At 62.8% G+C, this 17,752-nt stretch carries 32 protein-coding genes; 7 read left to right on the top strand and 25 right to left on the bottom strand.

The window, feature by feature from the left end; translation table 11 throughout:
• Positions 1-97 precede the first annotated feature (97 nt).
• From N5K27_RS22655 to N5K27_RS22545, 23 genes are all read right to left on the bottom strand, one after another.
• Positions 98-727 (bottom strand): hypothetical protein, encoded by a 630-nt coding sequence (locus N5K27_RS22655; RefSeq protein ID WP_279819112.1) that lies wholly within the window; start codon positions 725-727, stop codon positions 98-100.
• Between the two features lie 357 nt (positions 728-1,084).
• Positions 1,085-2,068 carry a site-specific integrase gene (locus N5K27_RS22650; RefSeq protein WP_279819109.1) on the bottom strand — a complete coding sequence of 328 codons (984 nt, stop codon included), beginning with the start codon at positions 2,066-2,068 and terminating at the stop codon, positions 1,085-1,087.
• Between the two features lie 145 nt (positions 2,069-2,213).
• Entirely contained in the window at positions 2,214-2,804 is a 591-nt protein-coding gene (locus tag N5K27_RS22645; RefSeq protein WP_279819106.1) for a hypothetical protein, read from the bottom strand.
• A 17-nt stretch (positions 2,805-2,821) separates the two neighbouring features.
• Complete coding sequence (locus N5K27_RS22640) at positions 2,822-3,160, bottom strand: hypothetical protein (RefSeq protein ID WP_279819103.1); 339 nt, start codon at positions 3,158-3,160, stop codon at positions 2,822-2,824.
• Positions 3,157-3,507: a hypothetical protein gene (locus tag N5K27_RS22635; protein ID WP_279819100.1), complete on the bottom strand. Its 351-nt coding sequence runs from the start codon at positions 3,505-3,507 to the stop codon at positions 3,157-3,159. The genes N5K27_RS22640 and N5K27_RS22635 overlap by 4 nt, the downstream gene beginning before the upstream one ends.
• Positions 3,500-3,850: a hypothetical protein gene (locus N5K27_RS22630; RefSeq protein WP_279819098.1), complete on the bottom strand. Its 351-nt coding sequence runs from the start codon at positions 3,848-3,850 to the stop codon at positions 3,500-3,502. The genes N5K27_RS22635 and N5K27_RS22630 overlap by 8 nt, the downstream gene beginning before the upstream one ends.
• Positions 3,847-4,086, bottom strand: coding sequence for a hypothetical protein (locus tag N5K27_RS22625; protein WP_279819095.1), 240 nt, complete (start codon positions 4,084-4,086; stop codon positions 3,847-3,849). The genes N5K27_RS22630 and N5K27_RS22625 overlap by 4 nt, the downstream gene beginning before the upstream one ends.
• A gap of 680 nt (positions 4,087-4,766) precedes the next feature.
• Positions 4,767-5,963 (bottom strand): hypothetical protein, encoded by a 1,197-nt coding sequence (locus tag N5K27_RS22620; protein WP_279819093.1) that lies wholly within the window; start codon positions 5,961-5,963, stop codon positions 4,767-4,769.
• A gap of 78 nt (positions 5,964-6,041) precedes the next feature.
• Positions 6,042-6,203: a hypothetical protein gene (locus N5K27_RS22615; RefSeq protein WP_279819091.1), complete on the bottom strand. Its 162-nt coding sequence runs from the start codon at positions 6,201-6,203 to the stop codon at positions 6,042-6,044.
• The gene (locus tag N5K27_RS22610; protein WP_279819089.1) at positions 6,196-6,612 is read right to left on the bottom strand and encodes a hypothetical protein; all 417 of its coding nucleotides are present in this window, start codon (positions 6,610-6,612) and stop codon (positions 6,196-6,198) included. The genes N5K27_RS22615 and N5K27_RS22610 overlap by 8 nt, the downstream gene beginning before the upstream one ends.
• 1 nt (position 6,613) lies before the next feature.
• The gene (locus N5K27_RS22605; protein WP_279819088.1) at positions 6,614-7,141 is read right to left on the bottom strand and encodes a hypothetical protein; all 528 of its coding nucleotides are present in this window, start codon (positions 7,139-7,141) and stop codon (positions 6,614-6,616) included.
• A 13-nt stretch (positions 7,142-7,154) separates the two neighbouring features.
• Positions 7,155-7,706 carry an HNH endonuclease gene (locus N5K27_RS22600; RefSeq protein ID WP_279819085.1) on the bottom strand — a complete coding sequence of 184 codons (552 nt, stop codon included), beginning with the start codon at positions 7,704-7,706 and terminating at the stop codon, positions 7,155-7,157.
• 326 nt (positions 7,707-8,032) lie between these two features.
• Positions 8,033-8,347, bottom strand: coding sequence for a hypothetical protein (locus tag N5K27_RS22595; protein ID WP_279819082.1), 315 nt, complete (start codon positions 8,345-8,347; stop codon positions 8,033-8,035).
• 91 nt (positions 8,348-8,438) lie between these two features.
• On the bottom strand, positions 8,439-9,395 hold the full coding sequence (locus N5K27_RS22590; protein WP_279819079.1) for a recombinase RecT: 957 nt from the start codon (positions 9,393-9,395) through the stop codon (positions 8,439-8,441).
• Positions 9,396-9,410: 15 nt separating this feature from the next.
• The gene (locus N5K27_RS22585) at positions 9,411-10,316 is read right to left on the bottom strand and encodes a lambda-exonuclease family protein (RefSeq protein ID WP_279819076.1); all 906 of its coding nucleotides are present in this window, start codon (positions 10,314-10,316) and stop codon (positions 9,411-9,413) included.
• A complete protein-coding gene (locus N5K27_RS22580; RefSeq protein WP_279819073.1) occupies positions 10,313-10,549 on the bottom strand; it encodes a hypothetical protein in 237 nt (78 codons plus the stop codon). The genes N5K27_RS22585 and N5K27_RS22580 overlap by 4 nt, the downstream gene beginning before the upstream one ends.
• A complete protein-coding gene (locus N5K27_RS22575) occupies positions 10,546-10,800 on the bottom strand; it encodes a hypothetical protein (RefSeq protein WP_279819070.1) in 255 nt (84 codons plus the stop codon). Before N5K27_RS22575 ends, N5K27_RS22580 begins: the two co-directional genes overlap by 4 nt.
• Positions 10,797-10,955 (bottom strand): hypothetical protein, encoded by a 159-nt coding sequence (locus tag N5K27_RS22570; protein WP_279819068.1) that lies wholly within the window; start codon positions 10,953-10,955, stop codon positions 10,797-10,799. Before N5K27_RS22570 ends, N5K27_RS22575 begins: the two co-directional genes overlap by 4 nt.
• Complete coding sequence (locus N5K27_RS22565; RefSeq protein WP_279819065.1) at positions 10,948-11,313, bottom strand: hypothetical protein; 366 nt, start codon at positions 11,311-11,313, stop codon at positions 10,948-10,950. The genes N5K27_RS22570 and N5K27_RS22565 overlap by 8 nt, the downstream gene beginning before the upstream one ends.
• A complete protein-coding gene (locus tag N5K27_RS22560) occupies positions 11,306-11,659 on the bottom strand; it encodes a hypothetical protein (protein ID WP_279819062.1) in 354 nt (117 codons plus the stop codon). The genes N5K27_RS22565 and N5K27_RS22560 overlap by 8 nt, the downstream gene beginning before the upstream one ends.
• Positions 11,660-11,667: 8 nt before the next feature.
• Positions 11,668-12,180, bottom strand: a complete 513-nt coding sequence (locus N5K27_RS22555) for a hypothetical protein (protein WP_279819060.1) — start codon at positions 12,178-12,180, stop codon at positions 11,668-11,670.
• A 223-nt stretch (positions 12,181-12,403) separates the two neighbouring features.
• Positions 12,404-12,886: a hypothetical protein gene (locus N5K27_RS22550; protein ID WP_279819057.1), complete on the bottom strand. Its 483-nt coding sequence runs from the start codon at positions 12,884-12,886 to the stop codon at positions 12,404-12,406.
• 2 nt (positions 12,887-12,888) lie between these two features.
• On the bottom strand, positions 12,889-13,548 hold the full coding sequence (locus N5K27_RS22545; protein WP_279819054.1) for a helix-turn-helix domain-containing protein: 660 nt from the start codon (positions 13,546-13,548) through the stop codon (positions 12,889-12,891).
• Between the two features lie 79 nt (positions 13,549-13,627).
• On the opposite strand from N5K27_RS22545, the gene N5K27_RS22540 reads away from it, so the two are divergent.
• On the top strand, positions 13,628-13,882 hold the full coding sequence (locus N5K27_RS22540; RefSeq protein WP_279819052.1) for a helix-turn-helix domain-containing protein: 255 nt from the start codon (positions 13,628-13,630) through the stop codon (positions 13,880-13,882).
• A gap of 11 nt (positions 13,883-13,893) precedes the next feature.
• On the opposite strand, the gene N5K27_RS22535 is transcribed toward N5K27_RS22540, so the two are convergent.
• On the bottom strand, positions 13,894-14,259 hold the full coding sequence (locus N5K27_RS22535) for a hypothetical protein (RefSeq protein ID WP_279819050.1): 366 nt from the start codon (positions 14,257-14,259) through the stop codon (positions 13,894-13,896).
• 87 nt (positions 14,260-14,346) lie between these two features.
• Positions 14,347-14,505: a hypothetical protein gene (locus N5K27_RS22530; protein ID WP_279819047.1), complete on the bottom strand. Its 159-nt coding sequence runs from the start codon at positions 14,503-14,505 to the stop codon at positions 14,347-14,349.
• A 74-nt stretch (positions 14,506-14,579) separates the two neighbouring features.
• On the opposite strand from N5K27_RS22530, the gene N5K27_RS22525 reads away from it, so the two are divergent.
• The 6 genes from N5K27_RS22525 to N5K27_RS22500 are packed head-to-tail and all read left to right on the top strand — an operon-like array spanning position 14,580 to position 17,721.
• Entirely contained in the window at positions 14,580-14,891 is a 312-nt protein-coding gene (locus N5K27_RS22525; RefSeq protein WP_279819044.1) for a CII family transcriptional regulator, read from the top strand.
• Positions 14,891-15,094, top strand: a complete 204-nt coding sequence (locus tag N5K27_RS22520; protein ID WP_279819042.1) for a hypothetical protein — start codon at positions 14,891-14,893, stop codon at positions 15,092-15,094. Before N5K27_RS22525 ends, N5K27_RS22520 begins: the two co-directional genes overlap by 1 nt.
• A gap of 29 nt (positions 15,095-15,123) precedes the next feature.
• Positions 15,124-15,432, top strand: a complete 309-nt coding sequence (locus N5K27_RS22515; RefSeq protein WP_279819039.1) for a hypothetical protein — start codon at positions 15,124-15,126, stop codon at positions 15,430-15,432.
• The gene (locus tag N5K27_RS22510) at positions 15,432-16,433 is read left to right on the top strand and encodes a DUF1376 domain-containing protein (RefSeq protein WP_279819037.1); all 1,002 of its coding nucleotides are present in this window, start codon (positions 15,432-15,434) and stop codon (positions 16,431-16,433) included. Before N5K27_RS22515 ends, N5K27_RS22510 begins: the two co-directional genes overlap by 1 nt.
• Positions 16,430-16,801: a hypothetical protein gene (locus N5K27_RS22505; RefSeq protein ID WP_279819035.1), complete on the top strand. Its 372-nt coding sequence runs from the start codon at positions 16,430-16,432 to the stop codon at positions 16,799-16,801. Before N5K27_RS22510 ends, N5K27_RS22505 begins: the two co-directional genes overlap by 4 nt.
• Positions 16,798-17,721 (top strand): DnaB-like helicase C-terminal domain-containing protein, encoded by a 924-nt coding sequence (locus tag N5K27_RS22500; protein ID WP_279819032.1) that lies wholly within the window; start codon positions 16,798-16,800, stop codon positions 17,719-17,721. The genes N5K27_RS22505 and N5K27_RS22500 overlap by 4 nt, the downstream gene beginning before the upstream one ends.
• Positions 17,722-17,752 lie beyond the last annotated feature (31 nt).

The following is a 17,752-nucleotide window of genomic DNA, read 5'->3' as shown; positions in this document are numbered from 1 at the left end:
TCTTGCCGCGAAGGCTTCGACCCGCGTTCAGATTTAACGAACCCAAGTGCCATTGGGGACTTTGGCCCGTTCGGCATCGCGCCGGGCGGGCTTTTTTTCATGCTTTCAGAATGTTCGCCAAGAACGGGAATTCAACGACGCAAACGCTTTCGATCTTTTGCCGTATCACGGCATCGCCGGAATCATGCTTTCCGAGACATAGGTAATAGTTTTTGTCTTCGTTCTTGGCAAAAACGATCCATTCGCCGGTCAACTTGTCAGCATCCGAACGACGTTCGTAATTCCCAATCGTAACGTCATGGGCCATCTGCCTTACAACGTCTTCCGTTACGTAGCGGTCTTCGCCTGATTCTTCGGCCTCTTTGACTATTGCTTCAAGGCTTGGAATGCCATGTTCCCGTAACGCGTGCTGCAAATTCATCGCCATTGACCGTATGCCCATTTCGCGATGATGTTTATGCCACAAGCCCGACAAGACCTTGCCCGTAAATTGCGATGCTTCTTTGGTTCCGGTTCGTCTGCCGCACCCTTCGAGATACTTTATTTCGTCCATAACCATGAACGGGTCAACTTCGCCCGAAATGTTGGCGCGGCAAAAGAATTCGGTAAGAAAGTAGTTGCTGACACGTCCCGCCGCTACGCTTTCAAGGCCGATGGATTCCGCGAAAGCGACGATTTCGGCGGTTCGATCAACGCCGTTGATGCAAAGCTTTTGCGGTTTGACCATGCTTCTTTCCTTCGATGGGGATGGACAGAAGCGATTGTGCGGGGAAAACGCAACGGGCGTCAGCCCACAATGCCCCCTTGCGGGCGAGGCAAAAAGAAAGCCCACAAGCGGCTTCGCGTTGTGGGCTTCTATGTGGGTCAAAACCAAGAATCTATCGTAAGTTCTTGATTTTATTGGGTATTTGGCGGAGAGGGTGGGATTCGAACCCACGGTACGGGGTTACCGTACGCCTGATTTCGAGTCGAACACGCGGAATACGCAGAACCGCGAAACGGCGTAGATGCTGGCCCTTCTGGCGTGCGCCAACTGCGCCAACCGCCTGAAATGCACCCAGTGTGCCAATATTTCCCCCACCGGTTAGGCGGCGACTTTGGCCCCGATTCTGCCCACCGCGGCGGCCAGGGTATCGGTCGCCAGATGAGCATACCGCTTCGTGCTGCGTGGGTCAGCGTGACCGAGCACCGCCCCCACCGTGTACAGGTCCACGCCGGCGTTAATCATGGCCGAGGCGGCAGAGTGCCGGATGTCGTGGAAATGCACCTTCGGCATGTCTACGGCCGCTCTGGCGCGCTGGAATGCGCGCTGGATGGTGATCTTGGGAGTTGACCGGTCGAGAGCCCTGGCGGCGCTTGCGGCCTTGGGGTGGATAGGCACAATACGCGGCGTGCCGTTCTTGGTGTCGAGTAGTCGAAAGCCTGCCGGCGTAGGATCGGCGCGCAGGATCTCGGAGAGCCGCATGCCGCTGTAAAAGGCGATTCGAATGGCGCACCGCCCTGCCCTGTTCGTGCAGGCCCTGGCCAGGCACAGCATCTGCCCACGGTCGATGTAGGTTTGCCGCTCGTTCCGCACGGTCGGGATCGTCACCCGGGCAGCAGGATCGTTCTCTCCCATCCCATGATGCTTCCAGCCGTAACGGCATGCCGCCGTCAGGTAGCGGATCCGATTGCGGATCGAGGCGGCCGACAATGGCCGAGGATCATCCGCCGCCCGGGTGGCCTCGGCAGCGTAGCGCCGGCAGACATCGGCCAGAGACGATAACGGTTGGCCCTGGTACACCCACTGCATCAGCTCGAGTTCCCGCTCGACATTCTCGCCGGTCTTGAGCTGAGGCGCCCTCTCCTTCAGGTAGACGAGGACGGCGTCCTCGATACTACGCTCAGTGCGGGTGACGCCCTGCGTGATGGCGTAGAGCTCTGCCGACCGGGTTCGGTCGTAGGCGTCCGCTTGCGCTCGCGTCCACGCCTTCGGAAGAATTTTTCGAGTTCGGACTCGCCGCCCATCGACAACGCGGTCGAACTCAAACACGAAACAACCGCGCGCCTTATCTCGGTAGATCGACATGATTGCTTGTATTCCAGGACATCGGATTCTTCGAAGGACACCCGCCGGCCGATGCGCACGCACGGTATCGGCCCGGCGGGCGCAGCCAGCTCGTACACTTTCCGGGCGCTGACGCCCAGAATCTTGGCGGCGGCTTCGGCGGAAATCATAGCTCGCTTCCTCCCTCCGTCTTGCTTGCAGGGGTGGTGCCGGGCTGCATCGCGGCGTAGGCTTCCCACATGCGCAGGCTCGCCAGCCGGGCGATGTCCATCGCTGCCGCCGGCGATATCTTCTCAGCGTCCCGATTTGGAGTTGCCGAGCGCGCGACACGGACTGTGACGCCGCCAGCAGGGTCGCGGTCGAGTAACAGCACGCCGGAGGCCGGACTGCCCAGTTCATCGAACAGCGTGTCCGTCCAGATTTCGCGCGGCATGGCGTAGTAGTGCTTCCACACCTTGGCGGGCCATTCCCGAATCTCAAAGTGCTCAGCGTAGACGTGCCGGCGGCGGATGACGCGGCCGCTTTCGTTGGTGTCCTCTACGACGTGCGGCAAGCCCACCGACCGCCGGCGCCACCATTTGTCCTTCTTGGCGTCAGCTCTCAGGTCGGCCCGGCTGATCTTGATCTCCACGTCGATAAGCCGCAGGTTCTCGGTCACAGCCAGCAGGTCGCATTCGTAGCCCGTCCAGTTGCAATTCGGCACCATCACCAGGTACTTTCGGTTGAAAGTCTGCTGGGCGATGGCGCGAGCGATCATGCGTTCTGACCAGCCCATCACTCCCCCTTCTCGGTTGCAGGGGTGCTGCGAGCGGCGCCAAACAGCGATAGCTGGCGCGGTTCGAATCCCATCCCCATGCAGGCCATGCCGGGAATTCCGTGGCGGATCGTCAGGTAGGGATTGACCGCGCACGGAAGTTCCTGGATGCGGCACCATCCGCCGCGGCTGTGCCGGCAATCGCAGCAGCGTTCTTGCTGGCCAGCCCAGTCCCTGACGGCACGGCCGATCAAGGGACGGGCCAGGCGTAGCCAGGTCGCCCAACGTCGCCGCCGCTCCACGCCCGGCGCAGTCGCAGGCAGCAGCTCGCCCCACGAGCTATCGATTCGTATGGTCATATCGATTGCCCGTATATGTGGGTCAGATTCCCCGGCCGCTTTTGCACTTCAGCCGGAGCCTCGTCGGGGTTTAGAACAGTCAGTGACCTATCGAACCATACGGCGCGCCCACGATTGCAGTCGTACATGCTGACGCAGGTTATGCCCCGCTCCAGCAACGACTGCATCGTGCTCTCGGTGATGACATCGGAGTAGTCATTCCCCCAAACCACCCCATCTCGCCCCTCGAATCGGCTGTGGAGGTAATACTCCCGCAGGAATTCCTTGAGCTTCTGGGGGCTCGGCATCGGCAATGACCGATCCCCACCGTGGATGACCATGTCGCGGAGGGACTGGTGTTCAGCCATGTTCCGCCCCCTTCTCGGTTGCAGGGGTGCTGCGGGCGGCGTCGATAGGCGGCGTTGGCAACGGACGCCACAGCGTGGGTTCGACCATCACATACGGCCAGGACCACACGCCGTAGCGGGCGTGGAACTCGCCGTCTGCCATGCGCCCCCGCGGAGTTGCCAGCAATACGCGTGTCCCGTCCTTCGGCGCAGTCTCGATTGGTTGCCACGCATCGCCCTGCGGGGAAGGGGCGCGGCTGGCGCGGTCGGCCAGGATGGCGGCGCGCACCGCCTCTTCATCCCAGACCTGGACATCCCCTATCGTGGCAGTGCGCGGCGGTAGTTTGATGTCGTCGGCGCTCATTGGGCGGCTCCCTCGGCGGCGAGCTTCGCAGCGCGTCGGAGTTGTTTGATGACGTCTGGCAGATGCTCTATGGGAATGTTCTGCGTACCGTGCTCGCCACGAATCCAGATTTCGGCGGCGTTGGGGTAATAGCCGATGGTCAGCGGTGCCCCGTAGTGCTCGCCGCTTTCCATCGGTAGCGTCATCGTCGCGGTAACAACTTCGCCGTGGTGGCTAAATTCCTGGATCTCAGCCATTACTTTTCTCCTTCCCGCAGGGGCGAGCCCGCAGCGGTGGCTGCTTTCGCATGATTTTCGGTTTGATAGATTCGGCCTCGGCAGTACGCCCGGCGAGCCCATAGCGGCCATCCCAGCGTAGCTGCGCGCAGATACGGCAGGCCCAGCGATTCATGCCGGCGCCCCAGCGCCTCGAAATAGCGTTTCCCGGCGAGCGGTTTAGTCATGATCGCTCCCGGTGGTGCGCTGCTCCCCGCCAACGAGGGCAGACGCCTGGACATGAAGTTGATGGTGATGCTCGGCGCAGAGCCATGTCACTGCCAGTGGCAGGCTATAGGAGGCGTGGTGGCCCTGGGCAGCGACCACGCCGCAGACCTCGCATGGAAGAGGCACGATCCGGCCCATTTCAACCTCGTGCCGAAGTTTCCGGCGAGCCGAATGACGTTCAGGGTGCTTCTTTGCGTATCCGCGCACCAGTGCGTTGCGACGCGCCCGGTTCTCGGGAATTGCCAAGTGCCTCGCCCTATAAGCGCGCTGTTTTTCAATCGGAGGCCTACGGGTGATTATCGGGCGGCCCTCCGCCTTGCGTCGCGCGCGATACTCGGCCTGGCGCTTCTTGCGGCAGTCATCGCACTCATAGTCGTTGGTGGCCATCTGCCATGGCCTCGCCTCATAGTCGGCCTTGCAATGGCGGCAGGTACTCATTTCACATCCCCATCGGCGGCCGGTGCCTGGGCGGCGTATAGCCGCGTTCCCACCGGGTAAGAGAAGGCGCCCACGTCACTATTCCAACGCAATACGCGTACCGCTTCATCGCCTTCAATCACCGCTACATGAGCATCTGCTTCCACGCCCGCGTCTGGCATTGGCCCCCATTCCGTAGCCTGGACTCTTTGAGGCTCAGACCTTTGAGGGAAGCGCCCCTCTCGAATATCGCGCGCGATATGCTCGCTGGTGGTTTCCATCCGCTCGTCCTGCGGTGCCTGGTCGGCAACGGGGGCGGCATTGATCGCAACGTGGGCCCCGTCGAGGAACGCTTCAGTCAGCTTTCTGGCGACGATCTGGCACTCGTCCTTGGTGCCAGAAAACAAACTGCGACTACCATCCCCAGCCACGACCTTGTAGGCCAGCGCTCCCGCTGGAACAGGTCGATATCGGTTGATAGCCAGCCGTTCAATTTCTACTGGTACCGGCTCCGCGCTCGCGGCAGGCTGAACGCCCCGGAAAATCGGGAATGCCGTGCATGTCCCACCACAGCGACGCGCCTCCGCTCGCGCTTCAATCTCGCTAAATTTGCCAAACCATGTCCGGTTGCTACCGTCGATCATCCAGGCGTACGGCTCCGCGCTCGCGGCCGGTGCCTGCCCGTAGCGCTCAGCGTATTCGCGGAACATGGCGCTGAACTGATCCTGTTTGCATCCGGCCGCGCGCATGGCCTGCTTCGCGTCCAGCACATCTTGGAGCAAATCCAGATGTCGCTGGAGCAGGGCATCGCTCGGCGCTGCCGTTGCAGCGGCAGGCTGGGCGCGCACGTATTCGATGTCGGTGTCGTTCACCCGCTCTGCGCACCACGTCACCTCCGCCAACTGGCTGAATGGGGTGTTCGCGGGCACGTCGTCGTCGATCACTAGGAAGATGCGATCGGGGGCGCCCACTGGGGTAGCACTCTGCCCGCTGGGCGGTTGCGCCTTCCCTGCGAGCCAGAACACCGCACACAGCGCGCTTTCAGCCCGGCCCCATACATCATGCTCGCGCGCCAGGCGCTCGAACGCCGGGTCGTCGTAGGGATCGCCGGCGCGGATGTTCTCGGGCGTGCCGCCAACATACGGCCGCGCCTCGGTATTGCTGGTCTCGATGGGCGGATCGTTGAATTGATCGTCACAAGCGGTACTACTCATCGTCGTACTCCACGTCGGAATTGCCGGACAGGCAGATGAAGATGCAGGAGACGCCCAGCAGGAAGCCGAGCGCGAGGGTTAGCCAGCACATTGCTCTATCTCCTGCGCCGCCGCTTTCACCGCGGCGCGCCATTGGGCAGCCGGCCACTTGCTGGCCAGCCTGCTGATTTCGGGATCCTGCGCGGCCAGAACGCGTCGGGCGTCGGCCAGGCAGGCGGCGGGGATGTAGATGTCAGGCACGCGCTTCTGCCCTCTTCATCGCCTTGAGTACCTGCATCGACGCATACAGCCGCGTGACATCGAGCTTGCCGATCAGACCATCAATGGCGTTCACCCCGGCGCGGATCCGCTCCAGCAGGTCAGGCGCAGGCACTTGGCCGGCCGCCACAGCATCCTGAGCTGCGATCAGCGCCCCCGCACCATCCGAGATAACCGCCGCTACATCCGACCGCCGCGCATCGTTGCGCAGGTCCACCTGCAGCAGGTTGAATACCTCGGCCAGGGCGTCGAACGCCTCGATGGTGGGCGCCGTCTCCAGGCCGCGCAGGGCCAGGTGGGCGACCATGCCGAACTCATCGCGCAGCTTGGCCATCACGGGCAATTTGCCGACCGGGCGCGTGCGGTGGGGGATGAAGGGAGGGCGGGGCATGTCAGTTCTCGGTCTCATCGAACATCGAGCCCTGCGGATCCACCGGCGGCGTGACTGTGATGTCGATCTCGCCGCCTAGTACCTCATACAGCCGCGCGATCTGGTCCGCCGTCGGCGCGCACTTGACCCGGAACGTGATGTTGACGCTGCCGCCCTCCAGCAGCTCGGCGGTAAATCCATCAACGTCTACCGTCTCCAGCTCGATATCCGACGCGCCCCCTACCCCGAAGCCGATCACGACATTGGCGCCCGTGATGGTGTGCTTCAGGCGCAGCGTCTCGATCAGGTTGCCGAAGCGGCGCACGGTCAAGGCGTCGGGGTCGGGCTTGAAGATCTCTTCCTGGTCGGCGGGCGTGTCGGGCGCCTTGTACATGGACGAGCGCAGCACCGGATGGAACTCGGACAGAATGCCGTTGCCGGCGGTGAACGTGATCTTGAGATCGGCCGCGCCGTGGTCTTCGTCGCCGTGCTTCTCGGCTCGGACGTTCAGGTGAGATAACACCGCGCGTTGATGTTGAATGGAAAACATTGCTTTTGGCTCCTTACCGTTGGTACGACCTGAACTTCACAATCTTGTAGACGGCGCTTCGCGAAATTCCGAACTGCTCGGCAACATGCATTTGCTTCGCCCCAGCAGCGACGAGGGATCGAATCTGCGCCGCGTCATTGAGGCTCAAGCGTCTTGTTGCCAAACCCATAGACCGAGCGCGTTCGCGCCACTCAGGCGTAATCGATATCAACCCAGCGCTGTATGCATGCCGCATGTTGTGGCTGCGCGTACACCATTCCAAATTGTCGAGACGGCAATCCTTTGGGTTGCCATTGATGTGATTTACTTCCGGGAGGCTGTCTGGGTTGGGGATCCATGCAAGCGCAAGCAGGCGATGCACCAATCGGGTACTTTGCCTTCCCTTACGGTCCGTTAACCTGGCAACTGGGTAGCCCAGGCTAAGAGGCGTCCGCAACCATTTGCCGTCGTGCGAAAACGCCTGCCCGCGCATTCCAGTCCATTGCCTCGGATGCGACCAGACCATGCCGTGGGCGGTGACCGCGTAAAGTCCTTCGTAGCCCGGAATCTCTCGCATCTCTTGCATGCTTGCTCCATGTGGTTGGTGGCGCCCGTAGCGCAGGGCCAGCGGCCGAGTACCCGTCGGCGTGGGGTGATGGCTGCGTACGCTTGCGACGTTCGGCTTGCGTGCCTATCGCTTCACACCCTCGCCAGGGCCGGGGCTGATTACCCGAGTGCTTGGAACCATCACATCCTTGCCCGCGCCGACCTTTATCGGCCCCGCACTGGCTTGGGGAGTGCGCCCCGTTGGCAGGCAAGGATGTGATAGCCCCGGCATTGCCCGGCCGGGACGGGTGGAGATGGACAGCCGCGGGAATGCCTCCGTTGGTTGTGCGGCTGCCCTGGGGGAAATCAGAGCGCCAGGCGCTGGCCGATGTCATCGACCTGCCGGCGCAGATCGCGGGCGCGGCGGATGAACTCTTGCAGGCCTTCCACAATGGGCGGCTCGCCGGAAACCTCCTGCATGCCACCGACCGTGCACGGCACCGGGGGCACAGAGCGCAGGGCTGGCGATACCGCGCTGCGCAGGCGGTCGATGGCGCTGTCAAGGGCTTCCAATTCCTGACCCAGCTCGGGCAGCAGGCCCATGATGGTGACGTTAGGGCGAGGTGGCGGGACGATCGCCTGTCCGATGGCCTGCATTTGCGCCTGATTGCTGTCGTACATGCTCATTGCTCCTGTGGTGAATAAAAGAACGCGCGGCGAAGGTCGGAGGGAGGGGATGATTTAAAGAGCGAGGCCGCGCGCCGTGAAAGGGTCAGCCCTCGAGTTCTTCGAGGCGTGCGCGCCCGGCCGCTGCGATGGCTTCCTGATGCTCGGGCGGGACGGTGTCGCGCAACTCGTCGAGGTAGAGGTTCAGGGCTTCGGCGTTGCTGTGCTCCTTGATCTTGTCGAGCACGGGCGCGGGGTCGAAGGTGATCTGCGCCGGTGCATTGCCCTGGGCGCCCTCTTCGTCATCGCCATGCACCTGCACGAAATCGCCGTCGATGGTCACGGTCTTGCCGTCGTCGATGGCCTGGTCAACCTGCAGCGCGTTCTGCAGCTCGATGCTCATGGGCAGGTAGTTGGCCATGCGCCGAATGAGGGTCTTGCGCACCATCTGGTCATAGTCCGTCACCCACGGGCCGCTGCCGCTGGCCTTCGAGCGCGCGCGGACCTTGTTGACCTCGGTGATGGACATCCACTCCAGGTGGTGGCCACCGTCCTTGAACTTGGCGACGCCGTAGACCAGGCGCGGTTTGCCACGATCGCCTTCCAGGTAGGGCTTGTGCTTGAGGTTCGAGTCGATGCCCAACACCAGATCGAATTCGTCCTTCTCGTAGACGATGTTGGTTTCGATGCTGGTCACTTCGCCAGAACGGCGGGCCAGCGATATCAGACCCTTGTAGCCGGGGATGAACTGCGCCTCCAGGCGGTTGGTCTTGTTGTTCTTGAACGGCACCAGGTAGGCCTGGCCCATGACGCCGATTTCGAGGCCCAGCTGTGATGCCTGGATGATGGCACCGAAGACGCTGATGGGGTCGCACTTCTGCAACGTCGGGTTCTTGGCGAACTCGGTGCAGGCCAGCCGGATCATCCGATCCGGGTTGACATGCTTGGGGAGTGCCGCGGCAATTTGGTGTTTCTGCTTTTCCAGGAAGCTACGGAAGGCAGTGACGGGGTTCTGCTGCTTGTCGTCGGTAGCGACGGATCGGAGGGCGGAGGTTGCGCTCATGGCGTGCAGGTCCTTTTAACGAAGGCGGAAAACGCGGGATTGGGAAACCTTCACGAACTGCTCGTGCAGGTCAGGATGGGCGGCCTTGAAGGCGGTGGAGTCGAAGCGCCGAGCCTGCTGGCCCTTCCACGTGGCGATGACGGCGCCGCGCAACGTCAAGTGCGTGGCATTGCCCATGCGCACCTGCAGGCTCTCTTTGAGCTGGTCGGCCTGGTCGCCCAGGCGCTTCAGGTCTTCGGTGATGGATTTCAGGCGTAGCCATTCGGTCTCGGCCTGATCATCCGCCTCGATCGCCACCGCATCATCACCCTGGCCGTACAGCCGCATCACGTCCGTTACCGTGGTGGGCTCGGGCGGGTCCAGGCGCTGGACGCGATCCCAGAACTCGACTTCCTTGGCGCGGATGCCGGCGATGGTCGGCTCGTCTCGGCGAACCTCGTAGATGCGGAAATCGTCGGCGCCGATCAGCACGCCGAAGATGCAGCGCCCGCGGCCAGTGACCATCAGACCGTGCATGGCCTGGGCGGCGTAGTGCAGCGGCACTTCGTCCGATTGCTGCTCGCCCCACTCCCTGGCCTTGAACGGGCTCACGGTCTTGATTTCGACGTTGTCGCCAGTTGAGGTCTCGGCGTCGATCTCGGCCGCCAGGAATCCGTGCTCGGGGTCGATGTATCGATTGCCACGGCCAACGATCTGCAGGCCAGCTTCCTCGGCCAGCAGGTCGATGACATACGGCTCCATCCGCTTGCCACGGGCAAAGAGACGGGCCTTGTTCTGGTCGGGCTGCTCGGCGCGCGGCTGTACCTTGTCGAGATACACGTCCAGGGGCGTGCGCCAGGGAGAGATACCCAGGATGCCTGCCACGTCACTGCCGCCGAGGTATTTGGCGCGGTCCATGTTGGCGTTGATGGGAGCGTTCATTGGCCATTCTCCCGTTCCCAAAGATTCTCGCGGTCAATACGGCGCGCGCGCTCTTTGTCGAGGTCGTCGGCGGACAGCATGGGATACCGGCCTTTGCCAATCTTCGGATGGGTCATTTCAGCGATCTGTCCGAGCATTTCGTCCCACGTCAATTCGGGGCAGGCGCGGCCAGTTTCTTCGATCTGAAACAGGTTCTTGGCTTCGTCAAAGCGAATGATGATTGAGCGGATCACATGGCACCTATCGGGGTATCGAACACAGCCCGCGTGATCGCGGACTGGTCCGAGTTGATGTAGACGCAGCGGCGCTCACCGCCACGCTTGGCAATCCAGGCCTGCCGGCCGCACATGGCTACGGCGATCTTGTCGGCGCGGCCGTCGTCGGCGTACAGCGCGACTACGTCATTGCGGCCGATCTGCATGCCGTAGACGAATGTGGCGGACGGCACCGCGGCGGCCAGCAGCAGGATGGCGATGGCTTTCATTCGCTGCGCTCCAGGTCCAGGGCGTCTTCGATGTCGCACACCAGTTCCTCGGGCTCCGTCCGGAGCCAGTCGCCGATGATTGCGAGGTTGAGCGTGTCGCGGGCGCGCAGCAGGAGCGCGCGCAGGCGGGCGATTTCGATGGTTGGGTCAGCCATTGCCGTTCTCCCTGGCGCGCAGCGGCTTCACCCACTCCGTGTCAAAGGCCGCAATGGCCGCCGCGGGGCTGTCGCCGAAGCCGGCCACGCCTGACTGCAAGTCAGCGCCATACAGCGCGCACCACTGATCGCCATCTATGGACAGGGAGGGCCGATACAGCACGCTGGGACGCTGCATTTCTTCTCCAGCACGCCGGTGGGCATCGGCAGCCTGGACATACTCCAGGCGGATGGCGTCGATGGCCCAGCTCAGCCCCTGAGCCTGTTGCCCAATGGCCTCGCCGATCGCGGCACCGATGTCGCCACCGGAAATGCGGCTGCGTACGGCGTCGTAGATGGCTTGGTAGGTGTCAGCCATGGCGCCCTCCCGCATTCCGCACCACCCGCTCCGCGTGCTGCACAGCCAGGCCATACACGGCCTGCGACATCAGCATCGCGGCCCGGGCGAGCACGGCCGGCGATTGCGACAGCGCCGCCGCGAACACGGCGCCCCGCTGATCCGTGGTCAGGATCGCTTCGAGGCGGTGGGTCAAGTCCGCCCGGTTCAGACGCGCGACCTGGCCGGCGACGTCGTAGAAGTCGAAGAATTCGCGCCGGCCCTCGAGCACGGCCTGGATCTGGTCCGATGCCTCGAGCCGCGCCTCGTGGCGCAGATCGGCCAGGATTTCAGGGTCCAGGCCGATGGGGTTGGTGGTGGTCAGCATGGCGGGCCTCACAGGTCCGATTGCTCGGCGTTGTTGATGGCGCGCTGGGCCACGATGACGGAGCGCATGCGGTCGTAGACGCGGCCCATGGCCGTGTTCCAGCCCATGGCGAAGTCGGTCTGGCGCTGGCCGTGCGGGGTGAAGTCCGCCACCTGCGGGGCGCCGGCCGTAACAGCATCGTCCAAGTCGCGCAGCGTGGGCAGGCCGGCGTTGTTCAGGTGCGCGTTGGCGTTGGCCACGGCCTCCTGCTGGGCATCGCTGGCGGGCGTGCCAGCCGCTTGCAGGTCCAGGCCGTAGGCGGCGGCGAAGGCGGATTGATCGGCGTAGTCCTCGACGTGGAACGTGCGGCTCAGGCGAACCGCCACGCCTGAGAAGCTCCAGGTGACGCGCGGCTCATCGTTTTGTCCCGGCGCCTTGGGGATGATGACGCTGACCGTGGACTTTCCGAGATTTGTCAGCGCACACATGGCGCTATAGACGGCCTGGGCCTGCGGCAGCGTAAGAGCGAGTGTCTTGTTCATTTCCCATCCTCCTTGCCCTGGTGGGCGGTGTCCCGTTCGGCTCGCTGATGCGGCGTGGCGGGTTGATGGGGTGAATTCTCACGCATGTGAGTTATTCTGTCAACACGATTGTGAGAATTTTATGTGCGGTTGTGAGTTGACGAGGTTTTGCCTGCAACTGGCCACAAAAAACCCCGCCGGAGCGGGGTTGTGTTAGAGCGACCCGAAATCGCTGGGGCTTGGACTATCGACGCTGCAACATCTGTTGAAGCAGAAGGGTATTGGTCATGCCCTGTTGCTGCGAAGCCAAAGAGTTACGCAAACGATCATCGACCCGCGCCAACTCCACCTGCAGGTCCGCATTGGAGCGTCTTGCGATCGACTCGTACGTCGTGGTGTCAATCGTGCCCGCTTCGAGCTTCTCTGATGCGTCGACCAGATTCGCTACGTGCTTCATGTGAAGCGCCTCGACCTCAGAAACGGGTCTTTGAGAGAGCAAGTGATACAAACCCTTGTAATACAAGGATTTGGGAATTTCGCCCGAAACCATGCGTGGCCCGAAAGTGCGGCCGTATTCGGCTACCGCAGCCGTTTTGGGGGCGACGGCTGGCGGCTTTGCCGCACAGCCAACAAGTAATGCCGTCGCTATGCAAAGACCCAAGAAGCGCATTCTGTTATCCCCCATACGCTTGAGAACCACATTCCAGGTCGGATCATTGGCCGGCATGGTTACACGTTCCTGTGTTTGCTGGGCGGGACGATGTCGCCGACGGCATGAATTGTTCGGATATCCTGGAGATCCAGAACGATCCGCTCCCCTCCATTCACAGACTCAACGGTAACCGCCTCCGCGCCGCGAAACAGGAACTCCTTGACCATCTTTCGACCGTCCTTAAGTTCGATCGCCACGTATTCTCCGGAAGATAGGGCGGCATTGGGTTCCACAATGACGAACCATCTGTCTCGTATGGCCGGATGCATGCTGCTACCGCGGACACGCAAGGCATAGGCGTTCCTGTCTGAGGAATGGCACTCGACATAGCCATCTGCACCGACTGCTTGCACCTCTTCGTACCAGCCGTTCACGCCCAACTGTGCTGTTCCCGCAACGGGTAACAACGTTGGCGCCCGCGCCAAGCCCACATATTCAATCCCATCCTCTGCGACAGATTCGCCAACAACTTGTCGAGGGCCTTTCCCCGACTGAAGCCATTCCGGGCGAACCCCTACTGCCGCTGCGATAGCCAGCAACTCGCGTGGTCTTTTCCGCGCGCCGGATTCGATATTGCCGATGGTGCCAGGGGATACACCCGCCTTAGCGGCCAATTCCGGTTGCGTTAGGCCCGTCTTTTCTCTTGCGTCCTTTAGACGCTCTGCTATGGATTTCACGTCTGTGATGTTCTCACGCTGTTGACTCACGAGGGTGAGAGACGCTAGACTCACAATTGTGAGAAACAACGAGAGCCACATGGACGCCCTTTCCCAAGCAATTGCGGCCGTAGGCGGCACGTCTCGCCTTGCCGAACTGGTTGGCGTGTCGAGCAGCGCACCGAGCATGTGGAAATCGCGCGGACGAGTCCCGGCGGATTACTGCCCGGCAATCGAGCGCGCTACAGCGGGCACCGTCCGCTGCGAAGACCTGCGCCCCGACGTCGATTGGGCGTATCTGCGCCAGTCCGCTGCTGCCGCCCCCACCCCCACCCCCGCCGGGGAGGTGGCCTGAGATGCGCGAGGTCATACGCCTGGCTGGGTGGGTTCTCCTGTATGGGGCGCTGGCTCTTGGTGCGATTGCGCTGTTCGCGGAGGCATCTCTGAAATGCGCCTGAACAGTGAAAGCGACTGCAACAAGAGCATGTTCATGCCGATCAGGATCAACATGAATGCTCCCAGGCCGTTCATGAAAGGCCGCGGGCCTTCGACGACATGGGGTATTGCGAAGGCGAGCACGGCGAGCAAGGCGGCGACGGCGAGGCATATGCCCTTCAACTGCGATTCGATCACTCGGTACAGCGGAGGATCTTCGCGCGCCGTCTTGATCAGCCAGATGTATCCGGCGCCATATGCGGGCAGTAGCAAGCCCAACAAGAATTCCCAGTTCATGAGGGTCCCCCAGGGGTATCGATCGGTGTGTGAGAGCTTCGATCGTAGCCGCGCCGCGGCGCCCTCGCCATATCCCAGGAAGGGCCGCTAATGCAGCGCCTCGCCCCTGTCCCCCTCGTACCTCGCCACGTCCGCCTCCAGGCATCGGCGCTGAAACACCACGGCCACCAGTTCGTCCGGCGCGCTCCCATGCACGCGCAGGCATATCTCTCTGGCCTCGGCCAGCAGTCGTTCGGTTTCGGTCATGGTCGGAGTGTCGCGGGCCAACGGCCTGGGCGTCGATTGTGGGGTCTACGTACCCCGGGAAGCAGGTGATATCCATGGCTGAATCTTCCGCCGCCGTCGACGCACTGGCACGCAAGATCGAGCGCGAGGTGTTGCGCCGGCTTGCCTCCGTCGGGCAGGCGCGCATCGCCGAGCAACTGGGCGTGAACGAGTCCACCGTCTCGCGCTGGAAGGACGGCGATATCGCGCGTTGGGCACGCTTCCTGGCGCTACTCGGGCTCAAAGCCACGCCGCAGGAGTACCGCTGCTACGACGAGCAAACCCTGGCTGCGATGTTCACGTTTGCCAAGCAGCGGATGGACCAGCTGCAGGGCGTCGATCAGCTTGTTTTCGAGGACGACGAATAGTGCGCACATCCACCACCGCGGCCCTGATGGGCCAGAACCCGAGGTTTCGCGCCTACCTGGGCGCCGACACCGAACAGGCCGCCCGCGATGCGCTGTGCCGGCAATGCGGGATACAGAGCCGGGCCGAGCTGGACAGCAATCCGGATGCGGCCGAGCGGTTTCATGCGATTCGGCGGGCGTTTGCGTATGGACGATCCGATTGATACGCGCAACAGTTTCAAACGGGCAGCCGGTGGCCACCGGCGCCGTGGTGATTCCTGCCCACTACGGCACGCCCGACCCATTCATAGGCAGGATGAAAGGTAAGGATATGGAACCAGAACTGATCCGATTTATTGACCGTCTGCGCGAGGCCGCGAAGGAGTATGGGGCTGTCGCCGACCTGCTGAGGATTCTCGACGAGTCGCTGCTGCTGGACGATATGGGAAACAGACAGATCATCGGCAATGACGAGGATGTCGAGTGGCTTAGAGCGGCACTCATGGCGGCGCAGTTTGTCGCCTACGACCGTTCCGGCGATAACCCGGAGTCGCAGGACTGATGAACATGGTCGCGGCGCCTCTTACCCCCGCTGAGTGCGATCTCAAGGATTTCCAGTACATGCCGCTGGATGTCCACCGATTGCTCACGTCCGAAACCTGGGTGCTCGGTACGGGAGATGAGCGCGCCGCGGCCATGTCGTTGTGGCTCGAAAGCTGGCGGCAAGTGCCGGCAGCGAGCCTGCCCAACAACGAGAGGATGCTGGCTCACCTCTCCGGATCCAAGAACTGGAAGAAGGTCAAGGAACACGCTCTGCGTGGTTGGATTCCCTGCGCTGATGGGCGCCTGTACCACCCAACAGTCGCCGAAAAGGCTCTCGAAGCCTGGATCGACAAGCTGCTCAACAGCCTCTCTGGGGCTACCGGCAACGCCAAACGGTGGGGCGTCGAGGTCAATATCGAGGCCGCGGAACAGCAGATCATCACGGCTGCCGCGCTGCTGAAAGCCATCGCCCCCCAATCGAAGCGATTGCAAAAAAAGGCTGTCGTAAAGATCCTATCGGGATCGCCCCCCGATAAAAATAATGATCGCCCCCCGACATGGAATTCATCGCCCCGCGAATCGCCCCCCGATTCATGGGGCGATCGCAAGAGAGAGATAAGAGAAAAGAAAGAAAACATCTCTCCCCAAACCCCTCTCGCAGGTTTGGACCATCCGGACCCTGGCAACGACCCGGCGCGAGTCGATCCGCCTGCGGCGCCAGGGGAGCCCGGAGAGCTGCCTGGGCCCTCGCCAACGGCCACCGGGGCTATGGCCGGAGCCCTGCGCAAGGCCGGGGTCACCGTGGCCAGCCACAACCCGACGCTCCACGGCTGGGTGAACGACGGGTTCACCGTGGTCCAGGCCCTGGAGGCCGTCGAGATCTGCCGCCAGCACAAGCCAGCGCCTGAGCCCATCGCTGCGGGATACCTCGACAAGGTGCTGCGTGGCCAGGCGAACGGCAAGCCGGGGCAGCGCACGAATGGCGCGCCGGAACCTGCCCCCTGGGAGGGCGCGAAATGATCGGCCACAACGCCATCCTCGCCCTACGGCAACAGCGCCGCATGCCCGCCGCGGTGCACGTCTGCGTGCTGGACCACATGCCCACCTACCGGCCCTGGAACAACCCCGAGAACGCCCTGGAGAACGGCGGCTATCCGCAGATCGACATCCTGCCGACCGATGAACCCGAAACGCTGGACCTGCGCATGCTCCGGGGCGTCACCGTGCACCTGTCCGGCTACGACCACCACCGCGTGATGACCGTCCTGGACCGCATGACCGAATTCGAGCCGGCGCGCATCCTCGCCTGCCGCTTGACCACCCCGAGGAACATCATCGACTGGACGCCCGAGCACGGCCTGGTCGAACACGAAACGGAGGCCGCATGAGCGCCCAAGTCGTCCCGATCATCACGCCCGACAACACCGATTTCCAGCGGTACATGCAGGAGACCGAGCCGCGGGTCAAGGTGCTGCCCGCTACCGCCTGGCGCGATGCCCTGATCCGCTCCACCGGTCCGCAGCAGGTCGAGGTTGCCGGTGCAGTGCTGCCCTGGTCCAAGACCCATCACGACATCCGGTTTCGTCCTGGCGAAGTCAGCCTGTGGCAGGGCATCAACGGCCACGGCAAGAGCCAGATGTTGGGCCAGGCCATCCTGGGGTTCAACCAGCAGAAGGAACGCGCCTGCATCGCCTCCTTCGAGATGCGCCCCATCGACACGCTCAAGCGCATGATGCGCCAGGCCTCGACCGCCAGAGAACCCAGCGCGCAGTTTGCCGAGCGGTTCGCCTCCTGGCTATCCGGCCGTCTGTGGCTCTACGACCAGCTCGGCACGGTCAAGCCCCAGATGGTCCTGGCCGTGGGCCGCTACTGCGCCCAGGAGCTCGGCATCCGGCATTTCGTCGTGGACAGCCTCATGAAGTGCGTCCGGGACGAGGACGACTACAACGGCCAGAAGCGGTTCGTGGATGACCTCTGCACCCTGGCCCGCGACAACGCCATGCACGTGCATCTGGTCCACCACGCCAAGAAGGGCAAGGACGAATACGACGTGCCCGGCAAGTTCGACGCCAAGGGCAGCGGCTCCATCACCGACCAGGTCGACAACGTGTTCACCGTCTGGCGCAACAAGCGCAAGGAGGAAAACCCCGAGCGATTCCCCGATGCGCCCGACTCGATGCTGATCTGCCACAAGCAGCGGCACGGCGAGTGGGAGGGCAAGGTGTCGCTCTGGTACCACGCCGACAGCCTGCAGTACACCGGCACCGAGGCACGCAAGCCCATCGAGTTCATGGGAGGGCTGCTGTGATGCTGACCACGGACAAAAGCGGACAGGCGCC

The organism is Pigmentiphaga sp. GD03639 (assembly GCF_029845405.1).
Lineage (GTDB): Bacteria > Pseudomonadota > Gammaproteobacteria > Burkholderiales > Burkholderiaceae_B > Pigmentiphaga > Pigmentiphaga daeguensis.
This window is presented reverse-complemented; position numbering and strand designations above follow the sequence as displayed.

Bases quoted from the DNA above. Each gene is read 5' to 3' on its own strand.
- N5K27_RS22585 (WP_279819076.1), bottom strand. From the start codon at position 10,316: ATGAACGCTCCCATCAACGCCAACATGGACCGCGCCAAATACCTCGGC.
- N5K27_RS22570 (WP_279819068.1), bottom strand. From the start codon at position 10,955: ATGGCTGACCCAACCATCGAAATCGCCCGCCTGCGCGCGCTCCTGCTG.
- N5K27_RS22645 (WP_279819106.1), bottom strand. From the start codon at position 2,804: ATGATCGCTCGCGCCATCGCCCAGCAGACTTTCAACCGAAAGTACCTG.
- N5K27_RS22655 (WP_279819112.1), bottom strand. From the start codon at position 727: ATGGTCAAACCGCAAAAGCTTTGCATCAACGGCGTTGATCGAACCGCC.
- N5K27_RS22650 (WP_279819109.1), bottom strand. From the start codon at position 2,068: ATGTCGATCTACCGAGATAAGGCGCGCGGTTGTTTCGTGTTTGAGTTC.
- N5K27_RS22605 (WP_279819088.1), bottom strand. From the start codon at position 7,141: ATGTTTTCCATTCAACATCAACGCGCGGTGTTATCTCACCTGAACGTC.
- N5K27_RS22560 (WP_279819062.1), bottom strand. From the start codon at position 11,659: ATGCTGACCACCACCAACCCCATCGGCCTGGACCCTGAAATCCTGGCC.
- N5K27_RS22575 (WP_279819070.1), bottom strand. From the start codon at position 10,800: ATGAAAGCCATCGCCATCCTGCTGCTGGCCGCCGCGGTGCCGTCCGCC.
- N5K27_RS22500 (WP_279819032.1), top strand. From the start codon at position 16,798: ATGAGCGCCCAAGTCGTCCCGATCATCACGCCCGACAACACCGATTTC.
- N5K27_RS22620 (WP_279819093.1), bottom strand. From the start codon at position 5,963: ATGAGTAGTACCGCTTGTGACGATCAATTCAACGATCCGCCCATCGAG.
- N5K27_RS22630 (WP_279819098.1), bottom strand. From the start codon at position 3,850: ATGAGCGCCGACGACATCAAACTACCGCCGCGCACTGCCACGATAGGG.
- N5K27_RS22510 (WP_279819037.1), top strand. From the start codon at position 15,432: ATGAACATGGTCGCGGCGCCTCTTACCCCCGCTGAGTGCGATCTCAAG.
- N5K27_RS22625 (WP_279819095.1), bottom strand. From the start codon at position 4,086: ATGGCTGAGATCCAGGAATTTAGCCACCACGGCGAAGTTGTTACCGCG.
- N5K27_RS22565 (WP_279819065.1), bottom strand. From the start codon at position 11,313: ATGGCTGACACCTACCAAGCCATCTACGACGCCGTACGCAGCCGCATT.
- N5K27_RS22535 (WP_279819050.1), bottom strand. From the start codon at position 14,259: ATGAACTGGGAATTCTTGTTGGGCTTGCTACTGCCCGCATATGGCGCC.
- N5K27_RS22610 (WP_279819089.1), bottom strand. From the start codon at position 6,612: ATGCCCCGCCCTCCCTTCATCCCCCACCGCACGCGCCCGGTCGGCAAA.
- N5K27_RS22600 (WP_279819085.1), bottom strand. From the start codon at position 7,706: ATGCAAGAGATGCGAGAGATTCCGGGCTACGAAGGACTTTACGCGGTC.
- N5K27_RS22525 (WP_279819044.1), top strand. From the start codon at position 14,580: ATGGCTGAATCTTCCGCCGCCGTCGACGCACTGGCACGCAAGATCGAG.
- N5K27_RS22550 (WP_279819057.1), bottom strand. From the start codon at position 12,886: ATGCCGGCCAATGATCCGACCTGGAATGTGGTTCTCAAGCGTATGGGG.
- N5K27_RS22540 (WP_279819052.1), top strand. From the start codon at position 13,628: ATGGACGCCCTTTCCCAAGCAATTGCGGCCGTAGGCGGCACGTCTCGC.
- N5K27_RS22590 (WP_279819079.1), bottom strand. From the start codon at position 9,395: ATGAGCGCAACCTCCGCCCTCCGATCCGTCGCTACCGACGACAAGCAG.
- N5K27_RS22555 (WP_279819060.1), bottom strand. From the start codon at position 12,180: ATGAACAAGACACTCGCTCTTACGCTGCCGCAGGCCCAGGCCGTCTAT.
- N5K27_RS22635 (WP_279819100.1), bottom strand. From the start codon at position 3,507: ATGGCTGAACACCAGTCCCTCCGCGACATGGTCATCCACGGTGGGGAT.
- N5K27_RS22530 (WP_279819047.1), bottom strand. From the start codon at position 14,505: ATGACCGAAACCGAACGACTGCTGGCCGAGGCCAGAGAGATATGCCTG.
- N5K27_RS22640 (WP_279819103.1), bottom strand. From the start codon at position 3,160: ATGACCATACGAATCGATAGCTCGTGGGGCGAGCTGCTGCCTGCGACT.
- N5K27_RS22595 (WP_279819082.1), bottom strand. From the start codon at position 8,347: ATGTACGACAGCAATCAGGCGCAAATGCAGGCCATCGGACAGGCGATC.
- N5K27_RS22505 (WP_279819035.1), top strand. From the start codon at position 16,430: ATGATCGGCCACAACGCCATCCTCGCCCTACGGCAACAGCGCCGCATG.